This is a genomic window from Atopomonas hussainii (genome assembly GCF_900109735.1).
In the GTDB taxonomy this organism is placed as follows: domain Bacteria; phylum Pseudomonadota; class Gammaproteobacteria; order Pseudomonadales; family Pseudomonadaceae; genus Atopomonas; species Atopomonas hussainii.
Map to the genome: position 1 here is coordinate 15,153 of NZ_FOAS01000016.1, position 16,913 is coordinate 32,065.

A 16,913-nucleotide genomic window follows, 5' to 3' on the forward strand; every position below is an offset into this window, starting at 1 on the left:
TTACAGCAGAATCACATCGTACTGTTCTTGCGAGTACAGCGCATCGACCTGAAAGGTGATGGTGCCGCCGATAAACGCCTCAAGATCGGCCACATTGCCGGATTCTTCATCCAACAAACGATCGACCACGCGCTGACTGGCCAGCACGCGATAGGCACTGGCTTGATAAGCACGCGCTTCACGCATGATTTCGCGGAAGATCTCGTAGCACACGGTCTCCGGGGTTTTCAGCATGCCGCGCCCTTGGCAGCTCGGGCAGGCCTCGCAGAGCACTTGCTCCAAACTTTCGCGAGTGCGTTTGCGGGTCATCTGCACTAAACCAAGCTCGGTAATGCCGATGATGTTGGTCTTGGCGTGATCGCGTTCCAGCAGTTTTTCCAGCGTGCGCTGCACTTGGCGCTGGTGTTCTTCATCTTCCATGTCGATGAAGTCGATGATGATGATGCCGCCCAAATTGCGCAGGCGCAGCTGACGGGCAATCGCCGTGGCGGCCTCGAGATTGGTTTTGAAGATGGTCTCTTCCAGCGTGCGATGACCGACAAAACCACCGGTGTTCACGTCGATGGTGGTCATGGCTTCGGTCTGATCGATGATCAGATAACCGCCAGACTTGAGCATCACCTTGCGCTCCATCCCGCGCTGGATCTCGTCCTCGACGCCGTACAGATCAAAAATCGGTCGCTCGCCGGGGTAGTGCTCTAAGCGGTCGGCGACTTCCGGCATCAGTTCGGCAACAAACTGGGTGGCGCGCTGAAAGGTCTCGCGTGAGTCGATGCGGATCTTCTCGATCTGCGGTGTGACTAAGTCGCGCAGGGTACGCAGCGCGAGGGTTAAGTCTTCGTAGATCACCGCCGGCGCTTGCGCCATATGCATGCCCGAGGAGATTTGCTCCCACAGGCGACTTAGGTAACGGATATCCACCAGCAGCTCGTCTTCGCCGGCGCCTTCGGCGGCGGTGCGCAAAATAAAGCCGCTTTCTTCGCCGATGCCTTCTTGCTCCATGCAGCCGACGACGATGTTTTTCAGCCGCTCACGCTCGGCTTCGTCTTCAATTTTCAGCGAAATGCCCACATGGCTGGTCTGCGGCATATAGACCAAGTAACGCGACGGAATCGACAAATGCGTGGTCAGGCGCGCGCCTTTGCTACCGATGGGGTCTTTGGTGACTTGCACCACGAGGCTCTGCCCTTCGGCCACCAGCGCGCTGATGTTGTCGCTGGTTTGCCCCTCGCGCGGGGTGATTTCCGAGGCATGAATGAATGCGGCGCGGTCGAGACCAATATCGACAAACGCGGCCTGCATGCCGGGCAGCACGCGCACCACTTTGCCTTTGTAGATATTGCCGACAATGCCACGGCGCTGGGTGCGCTCGACCAGCACCTCCTGCAACACCCCGTTTTCAACCACGGCCACCCGCGACTCCATCGGGGTGATGTTGAGGAGGATTTCTTCACTCATGAATCGGTTTCCTTGTTCTGCCAACAGGCGATGGCGAACTCGCCTAAGAGGGCTGCGGTTTCCGCCAATGGCAAACCGACCACAGCGGAGTAACTGCCGTGAATCGCCTGCACAAACACCGCACCTAAACCTTGAATAGCATAACTACCGGCCTTATCGCGAGGCTCGCCGGTTAACCAATAGGCGTCTATCTCGGCGTCTGTGAGCGTGCGAAAGGTCACTTTACAGCTCACCACGTGGCTGTTTAGGCGGCTTTGATCGGCCACGGCAATGGCGCTTAACACCTGATGCTCGCGGCCCGACAGGCGCCGCAGCATGGCTTTGGCGTCAGCTGCATCGGTCGGCTTGCCTAAGATCAGCTCATCAACAATCACTGAGGTATCGGCGGCCAGCACGCACACATCGCCCGTTTGCTGCACTAATACCGCACGGGCTTTTTCTTCTGCCATGCGCTGCACGTAGGCTGGCGGGGCTTCGCCGGCTAGCGGTGTTTCATCGATCGCTGGCACCTGCACGCTGAACGGCACACCGATCTGCGTCAGTAATTCCTGCCGGCGCGGTGAGCTGGAGGCGAGAATTAAGCGGCGCATCAATTCACCGCAAAGCGGCGTTTAATGGCACTGAGCACGCCGTACACCCACGGCCAGATCAACACGCTGACTGCCGCCGGCAGTAAGAACAGCAAGGTCGGCGGGCGATTGCCCACCAAGGCGTTAAGCCACAATTGCAGCAACTGCATGATGCCCAGCAGCATCAGCAGCACCAACGCCTGCTGCCACACCGGGAACATGCGCAAGCGCTGATGCAGCAACAGCACCAAGAATGCCAGCACGGTTAAACACAAGGCGCTTTGCCCCAGCAGCTGGCCATACAGCACGTCTTCGGCAATACCCAGCAGCCATGCGGTGCTCATACCCACTTTATGCGGGGTTTGCAGGCACCAAAACACCAACACCAGCGCCGGCCACAGCGGCCGCACTAGCTCCAGACTTTTCGGCATGGGCGCCACGCTTAATAGCAGCGCCAGCAACAAGCTCAGCCAGACTACCCAGCCGTTATGGGCTTTTTCGCCAGCCATTAGTTGTCCTCCGGGGCGGCCGCCTGCTCAGCAGCGCTTGCCTGGTTAGACTCTACCGCCGCCTCTGGCGCCGGGGTTGCAGCGCTGGCGTCATCGGTGTCGGCCTTACGTTGTTCTTCGCCGGCTTTTTCGGCGCGTTGTTCGGGGCTTAAACCGTCGTTAAACACCAAGAGCAGGTAACGACTGCGATTGAGTTTGGCGGTGGGCTCGGCATTGATCACGGCAAATGCCTGACTGGGGTCGTTGCGTACTTCGGTCACCGTCGCCACCGGATAGCCGGCGGGAAAGCGCTGCCCCAGACCAGAGCTGACCAACAAATCGCCGACGCGCACATCGGCGGTATCGGCTACGTGGCGCAGCTCTAAACGCTCAGGGTTGCCGGTGCCCACGGCAATCGAGCGCAAGCTGTTACGGTTGATCTGTACAGGAATGCTGTGGCTGCTGTCGGTAATCAGCAGCACCCGTGCGGTATAGGGCATCACCTCAACCACTTGGCCCATCAAGCCGCTGGCATCCAGCACCGGCTGGCCCAAGAACACGCCATCTTGGCCGCCTTTGTTAATCAGCAGGCGATGAGTGAAAGGGTTAGGGTCGACGCCGATCAGCTCGGCAACCAGCACGCGCTCATCGACCAGCTCGGCGGAATTGAGTAGCTCGCGCAAGCGCACGTTTTGCTCCGTGAGGGTGGCGAGCTTTTGCAGGCGGCGCTGCATTAGCAAGGCCTCGGCCTTTAAACGTTCGTTCTCGGCGATCAGCTCGCTGCGGGCATTGAGCTGTTCGGTCGCCGACTGCCAAGCCTTCACCGGCAAATCGGCCAGCCAATAAAACGGCGTGAGCACTAAGGCCATCTGATTGCGCACCGGTTTTAAGGTGTCGAAGCGCGCATCCACCACCATCAGCACGACCGACAACAGGCCGAGCACCAACAGTCGGGTGGTCAGAGAAGGGCCTTTACTGAACAGAGGTTTAATGGCGGTGTCTCCGCTGGGCTAATAAAAAGCCACAAGGGGCGTGCTACAAAAAGCACGCGCCGCTTGTGGCTGGCAGGATACGGCGCGGCGCGCTTATTCGGTAGACAGCAAATCCATGGCGTGGCGATCCATCAGTTCCAGCGCCTTGCCGCCGCCACGGGCCACGCAGGTCAGCGGGTCTTCGGCCACAATCACTGGCAGGCCAGTTTCTTGCGCCAGCAGTTTGTCGAGATCACGCAGCAGCGCGCCACCACCGGTGAGCACCAAACCGCGCTCGGCGATGTCGGAGGCCAGCTCCGGCGGCGATTGTTCCAGCGCGCTCTTCACCGCCTGCACGATGGTCGCCAGCGACTCCTGCAGCGCTTCCAGCACTTCGTTGGAGTTCAAGGTAAAGCTGCGCGGTACGCCTTCAGCCAAGTTACGGCCACGCACGTCGATCTCGCGCACTTCCCCGCCCGGGAAGGCCGCGCCGATTTCTTGCTTGATGCGCTCAGCGGTGGATTCACCGATCAGCGAACCGTAGTTACGGCGCACGTAGGTCACGATGGCTTCGTCGAAACGGTCACCGCCCACACGCACGGATTCGGCATACACCACGCCGTTCAGCGAGATCAGGGCAATTTCTGTGGTGCCACCACCGATATCCACCACCATCGAACCGCGCGCTTCTTCCACCGGCAGGCCGGCACCAATGGCAGCCGCCATCGGCTCTTCAATCAGGTACACCTCACGCGCGCCAGCGCCCAAGGCGGACTCACGAATGGCACGGCGCTCAACCTGCGTGCTCTTGCACGGCACGCAAATCAATACGCGCGGTGAAGGCTGCAGGAAGCTGTTTTCGTGCACTTTGTTAATGAAGTACTGGAGCATCTTTTCACAGACGCTGAAGTCGGCGATCACGCCGTCTTTCATCGGGCGAATGGCGGAAATATTGCCCGGAGTACGGCCCAGCATGCGCTTGGCATCGGTACCTACAGCCACCACGCTCTTTTGCGTGCCGTGGTTGCGAATCGCGACCACAGAGGGCTCGTTCAGCACGATGCCGCGGTCACGAACATAAATAAGGGTGTTGGCGGTACCCAGGTCGATCGACAGATCGCTGGAGAACATGCCGCGAATTTTCTTGAAAATCATGCTGAAAGCTACCGTAGGCGGTGCGAAAAAAGTGCCGCAAACTCTAACAACGGCGGGGTTTTTGGGCAAGGCACCAATATGTTAAATTCCTTGGCTTTGCGGGCTTTGCCCACCTCTGCTTGGCCTTTTTTTGACGGCCTCCCCAAAGCCTGGCGCAACTTTACACGCTTGCGCCCAGTTCGCTGGAGTAACACACACAATGGCGCTTGAACGCACCGACGTGGAGAAAATCGCCCACTTAGCCCGTCTGGGCTTGGCTGAGGACGAACTCACCGCTACCACCGCTACGCTGAACAACATTCTTGGCCTGATCGACGCCATGCAAGCCGTCGACACCACTGGCATCGAGCCGCTCGCGCACCCGCTGGAAGCTACCCAGCGCCTGCGTGCCGACGTAGTCACCGAAACCAATCAGCGCGACGCCTACCAAACCATTGCCCCGGCGGTGGAGCAAGGCCTGTTCCTCGTACCTAAGGTGATCGAATAATGCCTGTGCATACCCTGACCCTTGGCCAGATCAGCACTGCGCTGGCCAATAAAGAGTTTTCTGCCGAAGAACTGACCCGCGACTTACTGGCGCGCATCGAGCAAGAAAACCCGCGCACCAACGCCTTTATCACCGTCACCGCCGAGCAAGCACTGGAACAAGCACGCGCCGCCGATGCGCGCCGCGCCGCTGGCGAAACGGGTGCTTTGCTGGGCGCACCGATTGCCCACAAAGATTTGTTCTGCACCCAAGGCGTACGCACCAGCTGCGGTTCGAAGATGCTCGACAACTTCATCGCCCCGTATAACGCCACTGTGGTGGAGAAGCTCGCCAACGCTGGCTGCGTGAGCCTCGGCAAGACCAACATGGACGAGTTCGCCATGGGCTCGTCCAACGCCTCCAGCTATTACGGCGCGGCGAAAAACCCGTGGAATTTAGACTGCATCCCCGGCGGCTCGTCGGGCGGCTCGGCGGCGGCGATTGCTGCACGCATGGTGCCAGCAGCCACCGGCACCGACACCGGCGGCTCGATTCGTCAGCCTGCCGCGCTGTGCGGCCTAACCGGCCTTAAGCCGACCTACGGTCGCGTGTCGCGCTGGGGCATGGTGGCGTACGCTTCTAGCCTCGACCAAGGCGGCCCGATGGCGCGTGATGCCTACGACTGCGCCCTGCTGTTAGGCGCCATGGCCGGCTTTGATAGCAAAGACTCCACCAGCGTTGATCAGCCGGTCGACGACTACCTCGCCGCCCTTGAGCAGCCGCTGAAAGGCCTGAAGATTGGCCTGCCAAAAGAATACTTCGGTGCCGGCCTAGACAGCCGCATCGGCGCAGCCACGCAAGCGACGGTAGCCGAGCTGGAAAAGCTCGGCGCCACGGTGAAAGAAATCAGCCTGCCGAACCTGCAGCACGCCATCGCCGCTTACTACGTGATCGCACCGGCTGAAGCCAGCTCCAACCTGTCGCGCTTTGACGGCGTGCGTTTTGGCCATCGCTGTGACGACCCCGCTGATCTGACTGATCTGTACAAGCGCTCACGCGCCGAAGGCTTTGGTGCCGAAGTGAAGCGCCGCATCATGGTCGGCACCTACGCGCTGTCGGCCGGTTACTACGACGCCTACTACATCAAGGCGCAGCAGATTCGCCGCCTGATCAAAAACGACTTCCTCGCCGCCTTCCAAGAAGTCGACGTGGTGATGGGCCCGACCACGCCGAACCCCGCTTGGGCGTTGTGCGCCAAGGGCAATGACCCGGTCGCCGAATACTTAGAAGACATCTACACCATCACCGCCAACCTCGCGGGCCTGCCGGGCCTGTCGATGCCGGCCGGTTTTGCCGACGGCCTGCCGGTCGGCGTGCAGCTGCTGGCGCCTTACTTCCAAGAAGGCCGCCTGCTCAACATTGCCCATCAGTATCAGCAAGTGACTGATTGGCACCGCCAAGCACCGACAGGTTTCTGAGGACTAGACACATGCAATGGGAAACCGTGATCGGGCTGGAAATTCACGCACAGCTCGCTACCGAATCGAAGATTTTCTCCGCCAGCGCCACCACCTTTGGCGCCGAACCGAACACCCAAGCCAGCTTGATTGACTTGGGCATGCCCGGTACCTTGCCGGTGCTGAACGCCGCCGCGGTCGAGATGGCGGTGAAGTTTGGCTTGGCCATCGACGCCGAGCTGGGCCGCACCAACATCTTCGCGCGCAAGAACTACTTCTACCCCGACCTGCCCAAGGGCTACCAGACCAGCCAGATGGACGACCCCATCGTCGGCAAGGGCCATCTGGACATCACCCTGGAAGACGGCAGCGTCAAGCGCATCGGCATCACCCGCGCACACTTGGAAGAAGACGCCGGCAAGAGCCTGCACGAAGACTTCCACGGCATGAGCGGCATCGACCTTAACCGCGCCGGCACGCCGCTGTTGGAGATCGTCTCCGAGCCGGATATCCGCAGCGCCAAAGAAGCCGTGGCCTACGTGAAGTCGATTCACGCGCTGGTGCGCTACTTGGGCATTTGCGACGGCAACATGGCCGAAGGTTCGCTGCGCTGCGACTGCAACGTCTCCGTGCGCCCCAAAGGCCAAGAAGCCTTCGGCACCCGCGCCGAGATCAAGAACGTCAACTCGTTCCGCTTTATCGAAAAGGCCATCAACCACGAGATTCAGCGCCAGATCGAACTGATCGAAGACGGCGGCAAAGTGGTGCAGGAAACCCGCCTGTACGACCCCAACAAAGACGAAACCCGCTCCATGCGCGGCAAGGAAGAAGCCAACGACTACCGTTACTTCCCCTGCCCCGACTTGCTGCCGGTGGTAATGGAAGACAGCTTTATCGAAGGCCTGCGCAGCCAACTGCCGGAGCTGCCGGTACAGAAATGCGAGCGCTTCCAGAGCCAATATGGCTTGTCGACCTACGACGCCAGCGTGCTCTCCGCCAGCCGCGAAATGGCCGACTACTACGAAGCGGTGGTCAACGTGTGTGACGACGCCAAGCTGGCCGCCAACTGGGTGATGGTCGAGCTGGGCAGCCTGCTGAACAAAGAAGACCTAGAGATCGACCAGTCGCCGGTATCCGCCGAGCAATTGGGCGGCATGATCGTGCGCATCAAAGACAACACCATCAGCGGCAAGATCGCCAAGATGGTCTTTGAAGCCATGGCCGCAGGCGAAGGCAATGCCGATCAGATCATCGAAGCCAAAGGCCTCAAGCAAGTCACCGACAGCGGCGCTATCGAAGCCATGCTCGACGAAGTACTGGCCGCCAACGCCGCACAGGTCGAGCAATACCGCGCCAGCGACGAAGCCAAGCGCGGCAAGATGTTCGGCTTCTTTGTCGGTCAGGCGATGAAAGCCTCTAAGGGCAAAGCCAACCCGCAGCAGGTCAATGAACTGCTGAAAAAGAAACTGGAAGGCTAAGCCTAGAGGGTTAGCGCGACCTGCATGACAGGTCGCGCTGAGGCGGTTGCCGCTGCGACATAAGCGCGCCGGCAACCAACCTCGTCACTCGGCCACTATGCTGTTGCTCACGGTGCCGAGCCGGTCCGCGCGCATCACCACCTGATCCCCTGCCTGCAAGTAGCGCCCCGAGCGGTATTCTTCGCGAATAAAGGGCTCAACCACCGCCTGTGGGCGCAGCCAGCTCAACGAAAAGGCCCACTCCGACACCCCCAGAAACAGCTGGCGTGGCGACGGCTTGCGGTAGATCACCCCTCCCGGCGTACCAGAAAGAATCACTGTGCGAGCGGGAATCTTGCCACCCTTAAAGGGCAAGCGCACCGTGTCGCCATGCCACGCCCAGCTGCGTTCTTGCCAGGCAAAGGTCTGCGCCATGATCCGCTGGATATCCCAAACCATCTCGCTGGGACGCGCCACCTGACGCTGCTCGCCGTTATGCCACAGCTCCAGCGCCAGGCTTGGATAGAACTGCTCATAATCCTTAGGAATGACCAACAGGTTGCCAACGGGCATGAAGCCCGGATGGCTTTTACCGCTGGTGAAGCCCGCGCCGGAATGCACACCCAGCAGATTAACGTGACGCATCAGCATGGCCCGGTCGGTGTAATCGCTGGCCAGCACCAGACCCAGGTAATCCGGCGGCGTGTCAGCTGGCAGGTCCTGCAAAAGCACGAAGCCCAGCTCGACCTCATAGTCCAGCAGGTGCTCGCGCGCCGCCACAGGGGCGTTGTGCACGGTCGCCGTGGTGCGCTTGGGAAACAGGAAAGAGTCGCTGACCGCAGTCTCTTCGGCATGCTCGCGGTAGTTAACCCCCACAGCCACCTGATTGTCGGTGCCGGTAAATGGCAGCAGCAAAGTGCCCGCCTCCACCTGCGTCGTCGGCCCATGCAACTGCTGCAAGGCCGCGTAGCCTAGGGCGTTGAACAGCGCGACCGGATCGGCGGGGGAACCCGGTAGCAAGGCGTGCAGATCAAGGCCGCTGACCTGGCCATCCTGAAAGGCATCGACCAAGAGCAGGTGCGGCTCATTGCCCCGCATAAAGCGGGCGAAAGTCAGTGCTTCAGAGCGTGGCGCAATCACCAAGGTATCCAGCGCCGGGCCTGACGAGCGGGCTGAAGGCGCGGTCTCAGGTGCGACCTCCCAGCGCGCGGCTACCTGCCAGCAGGCGAACCAGACACCAATAACGGCGAGTAGGGTGTACAACGTGCGTTTCATCGGGCTACTCCAGTAATAAGGCTCAGAAAAACCATCGACGCAGGGCACTCAGCAGGCTCTCGCCCAGCAAGATGCCGCCCAGACCAAACAAGGCCACCAACGGCGGCGCCGGTGAGCGCACGTTGAGGAGCCCGTAGATCAGGCCAACCAACAGGCCGACCGCCAGTGCCACTGCGTAACTCTGCATAAACACAAACTTAAGGGCTTAGCTGCTGCGCCTGCTGCTCGGGCAGCACGCCGGCCCAAGAGCGAAACAGGCCCTGCGGGTCGTACTTTTGGCGAATCTGCTGCAGGCGCACATAGTTACGATCCGTGGTGAACCTGGCAGGGCGTTTGCCCAAGTTTTCATCTGCCAGTTGAATGCCCCGACTGTGCGGTTCGAACAGGCGCATCATGTCGCCCGCCCAGGTTTGGTGGCTCTCGTCGCCGGCTGCCTCCTTCCACTCGCCATAGCAAGCGAAATAGGTGTTGCTTTCCAGGGCAAAGGCCATGTCTTGCCGCTCGGCCGGGGGATACCAGCTCAGCCACAGGGCATGCGCCGGCGCTGGCGGCAAGGTCTCGACCACTTTGTGGATGGCTGGCAGGACGTCATCTGCCGGCGCGGTAAGCCAGGCATTGTCGGCACACCAGCGGGATCCGGCAGGAAACAGGGAGAACCAGCCGAGCTTGGCCATCCAGGTGGTCGGCATCGGCAGCAGCGGCGCGGTGCGCGCGGCCAAGGGGCGCAACGGGCTATGGCGAATAAAGGCCGTGGCTTCACGCGCTTCGCGCCAACTGTCGGCCAGCACCGGACTGAGGATGCCAATGCCTGGGCGAAAGATGCCCATCAACGGCACCTGCCGCGTGATGATGAACTGAAACTCCACGGATCTATCGACCTCTGGCCCGACGCGATCAGCCCAGCGCACCACCTCGTCCAGATGCTGCATGTCGAAGATTTGCGATTGCATCGCCGTCACCTTGGGCCGCGCATGCAACTGCAGATGAAAACGCACCACCGCGCCAAAGAATCCCGGTCCGGCGCCACGAGCGGCCCAGTACAGATCGCTGTGCTGCTGGGCATTGGCGTGCACCAGACTGCCATCGGCTAGCACCACATCCACACCCTGCACATTTTCACAGGCTAGGCCGAACTTGCGACTGCCAAAGCCGAAGCCGCCCTGCAGCAAAAAACCACCTAGGCCAATGTCGGCGACATGCCCGACTGGAAAGAACAGGCCGTGGCGCCGTAACTGGGCATCTAAGTCGCCGCACCAGGCGCCGGGCTCGACGATGGCACGCCGCGCCGCGACGTCGACCTCAATGGCACTCATGAACCCCAGATGCAGCAGCATGCCGCGATCACGGAGGTGGTTCTGGTTCCAACTATGACCGCCCGAGCAGATGCTGATGTTCAAGTCGTGCGCTGCGGCGTGCTTAACCGCAGCAATCACCTCAAACACGTTATTGGCCTGAACCAAAATGTCGGGCCGCCGCCCCGGGTCCCGCCCATTAAAACTGCTGTCGAGCACTGCGGCATCGAAACCGGGCTGGCCACGACGCAAAGTCACCCCTTTACCGGTTCTGCGCTTGGGAAGACTCATACGCGCAGCCCTCCTTCTGCAGACGCCACGGCTCCTGGCCCAAACGCCGCGTAAAGGTCTGGCAAAAACCCGGCCAGGTGATTCATCTCCTGCGCATCATGGACCATCAACTCACGGACCTGCTCGGCCTTGATGGGCTGCAAGCGGTAGGCCGTGCGCCCAATAAAGCCCCCCAACACACCGGGCATGCCTACAGGGCGCACATTGTCCCCACCCAACCAAAAGCGCGAGCGCATTTCCGCGCCGCCGGGCACAGGGCGAATATGGTGCACCAACCAGCCGGTAAGAATGGGCACCTTGGCCAATCCAACGCGGGCACAGATAACCACCTCGCCATCAGCCGCAAGACGTTGCTCATCAAACCCAAGACTGGCGGGGGGCACGAAGCGGATCGCCACCTCGAACAGGCTAGAACCGACATACTCGGTCACCATTGAGGTGCGCCCCACATAAGCCAGATCGGCACGCCCGTCGGCCCAGCCCACCGCCACATGGGCACGCGGGTGCCACAGCTTGTAGCGTTCACTGGCGCACCCGTGCCAAGCGAACCACCAATCCCACATGGCCGGCGTCACCCGCGGCATCGGCGTTAGCACGCTGATACGCACAGCGCCATCAGGGGCCACCGTATAGCCCGTCTCCACTGGCCAGTAACCCGGCGTTTGCAAGCCGCCAACCTTATCGACTGGGGGAAACAGCTCACAGGCCTGACCGCCAATCTGCAGCGCTTCTTTGACATGCTCCGGCAGTGGCGCCAAGTCAGGATTATAAAAACGGGCGTAAGGGCTGCTCGCCAGTTCATTGGCGGTAAAACCCAAATGTAACGCTGGGTGTGCATGGGCACGTGACATGGAGATTCCTCTTGCGACGATTTAATGCTTGCCCCGCTCGATCAGGACATCGCTCGACCTGGGCCGGGCGAAAACGCCAGCGCAGCAATTCACCCAACTGCGCACTATCAACTCAGCCCCATCTGCGCCACAGCACCTGCGCTAAAAGGCCCAGAGCAATCTCTGCAGCCGTATTAAGCCTTAGCCGAGCAGCCGAGTTCAGCGCACAGTAATCCACTCATCGAGCCACCTGTACCGCAATGCAATACAACGCAATTACCGCATCGGCTCTGCTATACATTCTTCTTGTCCCCCCACGAGCACTGCCACCTGGTTGCGTCGATACCATGTCAAACCAACAAAGCCCCCCGCCGGCAGACGTTAGCCGCCCGAGCAAAGGCGGCATTCAGGTCATTGCCCGTGCGGCTGAAATCCTCCGCGTGCTGATGGAGCGCCCCAGAGGCCTTTCACTAGGGGAGATAGCCTTGGATGTTGGCCTGCCCCGCTCAACGGTACAGCGCATCGTGGATGCTCTGGCGAAAGAAAACTTGGTCTTGCCGGCCACTGCCAGCCACGGCGTTAAACTGGGGCCGGCATTGATCAGCCTTGGAGCCGCTACTCACTTTCCAATTGCCGAGTGGGCCGCCCCTTGCCTAGCGACACTCGCCAAGCACTGCGGCGAAACGGTCGATCTATCGATCGTCAGCCGTACCAACATGGTGTTTCTTGAGCAGATCCCCGGAACACATCGCCTAGCTGCACTCTCGGCGGTTGGCGTGACCTTCCCCTTCCATAGCACCGCCAATGGCAAGGCAGCCTTAGCGCTAATGGATGAAAACAGCCTAGGTAAAATGCGTCAGCGGCTCACCCTTGAGCGTTACACCGCGAACACCATCACGCACTGGGACGCCTTGCTGGACGAGTTGTCGCGTATTCGTGAGCGTGGTGTGGCCTTCGACCGCGAGGAAAATACCCTCGGCATTTGCGCAGTAGCCAAAGCACTGCGCAGTCCCAGTAATGAACTGGTGGCCATTTCCATCCCCGTACCGAGCGTGCGCTTTCGTGATAAAGAGGCCTATTTAAGCGATTTATTAGCGATGGAACTGGCAACCCTGCAGAGCAAATACCGCTAGGCGTTGTGTGCCCAGCCATACGGCAAGAGATTGCCCAGCAATTAGATAGAAATAAAATTACAAACCTCTCAAAAGCAATAGTTTTTATTAATCGAAACCATAAAAACCCTTACTTTGTTCAAGGCGTCAACGGCTTCTAAGGTGTATTCATCACCTGTTGGCACTCGCTAGCGCAGCAGGCGAAACTCTTATTCATCAGGAACAAGGAGCCTGAGATGTCTGAAGCCAAATGCCCTTTCGCCAGCGCCCACGGCGCCCGTACCACAGCACAAGCGCAGTCCAATGATCACTGGTGGCCAGAGCGGCTGAACCTGAAGATCCTTCATCAACAGTCGGCTAAGTCCAACCCCATGGACGCCTCCTTCAGCTATGCCGAAGCCTTCAAGAAGCTCGACTATCAGGCCCTCAAGCAAGACCTGCTCGCCCTGATGACCGACTCGCAAGACTGGTGGCCGGCCGACTGGGGCCACTACGGCGGCCTGTTTATTCGCATGGCGTGGCACAGCGCCGGCACCTACCGCAGCTTCGATGGCCGTGGCGGTGGCAACACCGGCAACCAGCGCTTTGCACCGATTAACAGCTGGCCGGATAACGGCAACCTCGACAAAGCGCGCCGCCTGTTGTGGCCGATCAAGCAAAAGTACGGCGACCAGATCAGCTGGGGCGACTTGATGATTCTTGCTGGCAACTGCGCGCTGGAGTCCATGGGCCTTAAGCCGTTTGGCTTTGGCGGTGGCCGCGCGGATATCTGGGAGCCCGAAGAAGACATCTACTGGGGCAAAGAAACCACGTGGCTCGGCGATAGCCGCTACCAAGGCGACCGCGAGCTGGAGTCGCCCTTGGCTGCCGTGCAGATGGGCTTGATCTACGTGAACCCGGAAGGCCCGAATGGCAACCCCGACCCCGTTGCCTCTGGCCACGATGTGCGCGACACCTTTGCCCGCATGGGCATGAACGATGAAGAAACCGTGGCCTTGGTGGCCGGCGGGCACACCTTCGGTAAAGCCCACGGCGCTGGCGACCCCGCGTTAGTGGGACGCGAACCCGAAGGCGCCGCGCTGGAAGAAATGGGCCTGGGCTGGAAAAACGCCCTCGGCAGCGGCAAAGGCGTGCATACCACCACCAGCGGCATTGAAGGCGCGTGGAAGCCCAACCCGACCCAGTGGGATAACGGCTATTTCGACATGCTGTTTGGCTACGAGTGGCAGCTGACCAAGAGCCCGGCCGGCGCGCATCAGTGGACGCCGAAAGACTGCAAGCCCGAGCACTTGATCCCCGATGCGCATGACGCGAGCAAAAAACACCCGCCGATGATGACCACCGCCGACTTGTCGCTGCGTTTTGATCCGGCCTTCGAGAAAGTCTCGCGGCGCTTCCACCAAGACCCACAGGCGTTTGCCGATGCCTTCGCCCGTGCTTGGTTCAAGCTCACCCACCGCGACATGGGCCCGCGTGCCCGTTATTTAGGCCCAGAAGTGCCCAGCGAAGAACTGCTCTGGCAAGACCCGCTGCCTGCCGTTAGCGGCAAAGTGATTGGCGACAGCGACATTGCGCAGTTAAAGCGCGATGTACTGGCCAGCGGCCTCAGCACCGCCGAGTTAGTGCGTACCGCCTGGGCCTCGGCTTCAACCTTCCGTGGCTCGGATATGCGTGGCGGCGCTAACGGCGCTCGCCTTCGTCTGGCGCCGCAAAAAGACTGGGCAGTGAACCGCCCTGCGGAGTTAGCCAAAGTGCTCAAGGCACTGGAGGTTATTCAGCACAACTTCAACCAAAGCGCCCAAGGTGGCGTGCAGGTATCGCTGGCCGACTTGATTGTGCTGGGCGGCTGCGCAGCCATCGAGCAGGCTGCGCAGCAGGCCGGGCACAGCATCGAGGTGCCGTTTACCCCCGGCCGCGTGGATGCCAGCCAAGCGCAAACCGATGTCGAATCCTTTGCCGTACTGGAGCCACACGCCGATGGTTTCCGTAACTACCAAAGCAGCCGCGCCCAAGGCCCGGCCGAGCATTGGCTGGTCGATCGGGCGCAGCTGTTGACCCTCACTGCGCCGGAAATGACCGTGCTGATCGGCGGCCTGCGCGCCTTAGGCGCCAATGCCGAAGACAACGCACACGGCGTGCTTACCCACACGCCGGGCGCGCTGAATAACGCCTTCTTCGTCAACCTGTTGGACATGCGCACCGATTGGCGCGCTAGCAGCACCGCAGGCCTGTACGAAGGCGTCGAGCGGCAGAGCGGCAAAGTGCAGTGGACGGCTACGCGTGCTGACTTGGTATTTGGCTCCAACTCCGAGCTGCGCGCCGTGGCCGAGGTGTATGCCAGCCAAGGCAACGAAGCCAAGTTTGTCCGCGACTTTGTGAAAGCCTGGGACAAAGTAATGAACCTCGACCGTTTCGACCTCAACTAAGCATTAGCGCCACACCAACCCACCCCGGCCACCTTAAGGTGCCGGGGTGTTTTTTTGCTGCGGAAATACTTGCTCACGAACTGCACCTTGAGAAAGCCCGCACGGCTTTCCACAATGAGCGAACCTCACCCCGAGATCACTGAACATGACGTTGTCCATTGCCTTACTGTTAATTGCCGGCTTAGTGCTATTGGTTGTTGGCGCAGAAGTCTTAGTGCGCGGCGCCTCCAAATTGGCCGCCACCTTTGGTATTCCACCACTGATTATCGGCTTAACCGTGGTGGCCTTCGGCACCAGCGCGCCGGAAACGGCCGTGAGCGTGCAAGCCGCTTGGGCCGGCAGTGGCGACATTGCTATCGGCAATGTGGTGGGCAGCAATATCGCTAACGTGCTGTTGATTTTAGGCGCCACCGCACTGGTCGCTCCGTTAGTGGTATCACGCCAGCTGATTCGCCTCGATGTGCCCATCATGATTGGCGTCAGCGTGCTGTTTTACCTGCTCGCCCTCGATGGCCAACTGAGCCGCTGGGAAGGCGCCTTGTTGTTTGCCGGCGTGGTCAGCTACACGCTGTTTCTGATCATCAGCGCGAAGAAAAGCCCGCAGCAAGACAACGACGAATTTGCCGAAGAATACGGCCAAGCAGAAACCGGCCGCTTTGCGGTACTGAAAGACATCGGCTTCATCGTGGCCGGTTTAGTCATGCTGGTCGGCGGTTCGCAGTTTCTGGTCGATGGCGCGGTACAAATGGCACGTATTTTCGGGCTCTCCGAGCTGGTGATTGGCCTCACTGTGGTCGCCATCGGCACCTCGCTGCCGGAGCTAGCGACCTCGATCATGGCGGCCCTTAAAGGCGAGCGCGACATTGCCGTAGGCAATATCGTCGGCAGCAATATCTTCAATATTCTCTGCGTGCTGGGCTTGGCATCTTTGGTGGCGCCGTCGGCCATTCCGGTCGCCAGCAACGCGATTCAGTTTGATATCCCGATCATGATTGCCATCGCCGTGGCCTGCTTGCCGGTGTTTTTCAACGGCTACAAGCTCAACCGCTGGGAAGGTGGCGTGTTCGTGGCGTATTACGTGGCCTACACCGCCTATTTGATTCTGCAGGCCAACCAAGCCAGCGAGCTGCAACTGTTCCAACAAGGTATGCTGTACTTCGCGCTGCCGCTAACCGCCCTCACCTTAATGGTGATTGGCGCACGCGCGTGGCAGACGCAGCGCTAAGCCCCGTAGACACACCTAACGGCGCCTCTGTGGCGCCGTTTTTATTGGAGAACTGCAAGATGTCTAACCGTGCCCAACAAGGTGAGCAAATCCGCCGCGAAGTGATGGGCGATGCCTTCGTCGATCGCGCCTTGGCCAACACCACCGAGTTCACCGCGCCGCTGCAACAGCTGGTGAATGAAAACGCCTGGGGCACGGTATGGGCCCGCGAGGGACTAGACCGCAAAACCCGCTCGCTGATTACCTTGGCCATGCTCGCCGCGCTGAAATGCCCGCAAGAACTCAAAGGCCATGTGCGTGGCGCGCTGAACAATGGCTGTACGCAGGAAGAAATCCGCGAAGTGCTGCTGCATGCTGCTATATATGCAGGGGTGCCGGCGTCCATCGATGCCTTCCGTGCTGCACAAGAAGTGATTGAGCAATACGCCGTTTAAGGATTCA

General features: G+C 60.2%; 16 protein-coding genes. 7 read left to right on the plus strand and 9 right to left on the minus strand.

What is annotated here, in order from left to right:
- From rng to mreB, 5 genes are all read right to left on the minus strand, one after another.
- Window positions 1–1,458: a ribonuclease G gene (gene rng / locus BMX80_RS15005; protein WP_071872807.1), complete on the minus strand. Its 1,458-nt coding sequence runs from the start codon at window positions 1,456–1,458 to the stop codon at window positions 1–3.
- Complete coding sequence (locus tag BMX80_RS15010) at window positions 1,455–2,048, minus strand: Maf family protein (protein WP_074870054.1); 594 nt, start codon at window positions 2,046–2,048, stop codon at window positions 1,455–1,457. Before BMX80_RS15010 ends, rng begins: the two co-directional genes overlap by 4 nt.
- Window positions 2,048–2,536 (minus strand): rod shape-determining protein MreD, encoded by a 489-nt coding sequence (gene mreD, locus BMX80_RS15015; protein WP_071872809.1) that lies wholly within the window; start codon window positions 2,534–2,536, stop codon window positions 2,048–2,050. The genes BMX80_RS15010 and mreD overlap by 1 nt, the downstream gene beginning before the upstream one ends.
- The gene (gene mreC / locus BMX80_RS15020) at window positions 2,536–3,477 is read right to left on the minus strand and encodes a rod shape-determining protein MreC (protein WP_407922797.1); all 942 of its coding nucleotides are present in this window, start codon (window positions 3,475–3,477) and stop codon (window positions 2,536–2,538) included. The genes mreD and mreC overlap by 1 nt, the downstream gene beginning before the upstream one ends.
- 123 nt (window positions 3,478–3,600) lie before the next feature.
- A complete protein-coding gene (mreB, locus tag BMX80_RS15025) occupies window positions 3,601–4,638 on the minus strand; it encodes a rod shape-determining protein MreB (RefSeq protein ID WP_071872866.1) in 1,038 nt (345 codons plus the stop codon).
- A 202-nt stretch (window positions 4,639–4,840) separates the two neighbouring features.
- Here mreB and gatC point away from each other — a divergent pair, with 202 nt between their 5' ends.
- The 3 genes from gatC to gatB are packed head-to-tail and all read left to right on the plus strand — an operon-like array spanning window position 4,841 to window position 8,042.
- Window positions 4,841–5,128 carry an Asp-tRNA(Asn)/Glu-tRNA(Gln) amidotransferase subunit GatC gene (gene gatC, locus BMX80_RS15030; RefSeq protein WP_074870060.1) on the plus strand — a complete coding sequence of 96 codons (288 nt, stop codon included), beginning with the start codon at window positions 4,841–4,843 and terminating at the stop codon, window positions 5,126–5,128.
- A complete protein-coding gene (gatA, locus tag BMX80_RS15035; RefSeq protein WP_175474916.1) occupies window positions 5,128–6,585 on the plus strand; it encodes an Asp-tRNA(Asn)/Glu-tRNA(Gln) amidotransferase subunit GatA in 1,458 nt (485 codons plus the stop codon). The genes gatC and gatA overlap by 1 nt, the downstream gene beginning before the upstream one ends.
- Window positions 6,586–6,596: 11 nt before the next feature.
- On the plus strand, window positions 6,597–8,042 hold the full coding sequence (gatB, locus tag BMX80_RS15040; RefSeq protein ID WP_074870063.1) for an Asp-tRNA(Asn)/Glu-tRNA(Gln) amidotransferase subunit GatB: 1,446 nt from the start codon (window positions 6,597–6,599) through the stop codon (window positions 8,040–8,042).
- An 84-nt stretch (window positions 8,043–8,126) separates the two neighbouring features.
- Here the strand turns inward: gatB and BMX80_RS15045 are convergent, their stop codons facing one another.
- The 4 genes from BMX80_RS15045 to BMX80_RS15060 are packed head-to-tail and all read right to left on the minus strand — an operon-like array spanning window position 8,127 to window position 11,730.
- Window positions 8,127–9,296, minus strand: coding sequence for a fumarylacetoacetate hydrolase family protein (locus tag BMX80_RS15045; protein WP_074870066.1), 1,170 nt, complete (start codon window positions 9,294–9,296; stop codon window positions 8,127–8,129).
- Window positions 9,297–9,318: 22 nt separating this feature from the next.
- A complete protein-coding gene (locus BMX80_RS15050) occupies window positions 9,319–9,483 on the minus strand; it encodes a DUF1427 family protein (RefSeq protein WP_074870069.1) in 165 nt (54 codons plus the stop codon).
- A gap of 10 nt (window positions 9,484–9,493) precedes the next feature.
- Window positions 9,494–10,879 carry an FAD-binding oxidoreductase gene (locus BMX80_RS15055; protein WP_074870072.1) on the minus strand — a complete coding sequence of 462 codons (1,386 nt, stop codon included), beginning with the start codon at window positions 10,877–10,879 and terminating at the stop codon, window positions 9,494–9,496.
- Window positions 10,876–11,730, minus strand: coding sequence for a DAPG hydrolase family protein (locus tag BMX80_RS15060; protein WP_074870075.1), 855 nt, complete (start codon window positions 11,728–11,730; stop codon window positions 10,876–10,878). The genes BMX80_RS15055 and BMX80_RS15060 overlap by 4 nt, the downstream gene beginning before the upstream one ends.
- Before the next feature lie 326 nt (window positions 11,731–12,056).
- Between BMX80_RS15060 and BMX80_RS15065 the strand changes: the two genes are divergently transcribed.
- From BMX80_RS15065 to pcaC, 4 genes are all read left to right on the plus strand, one after another.
- Window positions 12,057–12,842 carry an IclR family transcriptional regulator gene (locus tag BMX80_RS15065; protein WP_074870078.1) on the plus strand — a complete coding sequence of 262 codons (786 nt, stop codon included), beginning with the start codon at window positions 12,057–12,059 and terminating at the stop codon, window positions 12,840–12,842.
- 215 nt (window positions 12,843–13,057) lie between these two features.
- On the plus strand, window positions 13,058–15,247 hold the full coding sequence (gene katG / locus BMX80_RS15070; RefSeq protein ID WP_074870080.1) for a catalase/peroxidase HPI: 2,190 nt from the start codon (window positions 13,058–13,060) through the stop codon (window positions 15,245–15,247).
- A 145-nt stretch (window positions 15,248–15,392) separates the two neighbouring features.
- Entirely contained in the window at window positions 15,393–16,472 is a 1,080-nt protein-coding gene (locus BMX80_RS15075; RefSeq protein WP_074870083.1) for a calcium/sodium antiporter, read from the plus strand.
- A 59-nt stretch (window positions 16,473–16,531) separates the two neighbouring features.
- Window positions 16,532–16,906 (plus strand): 4-carboxymuconolactone decarboxylase, encoded by a 375-nt coding sequence (gene pcaC / locus BMX80_RS15080; protein WP_071872815.1) that lies wholly within the window; start codon window positions 16,532–16,534, stop codon window positions 16,904–16,906.
- The last annotated feature ends 7 nt before the right edge of the window (window positions 16,907–16,913 follow it).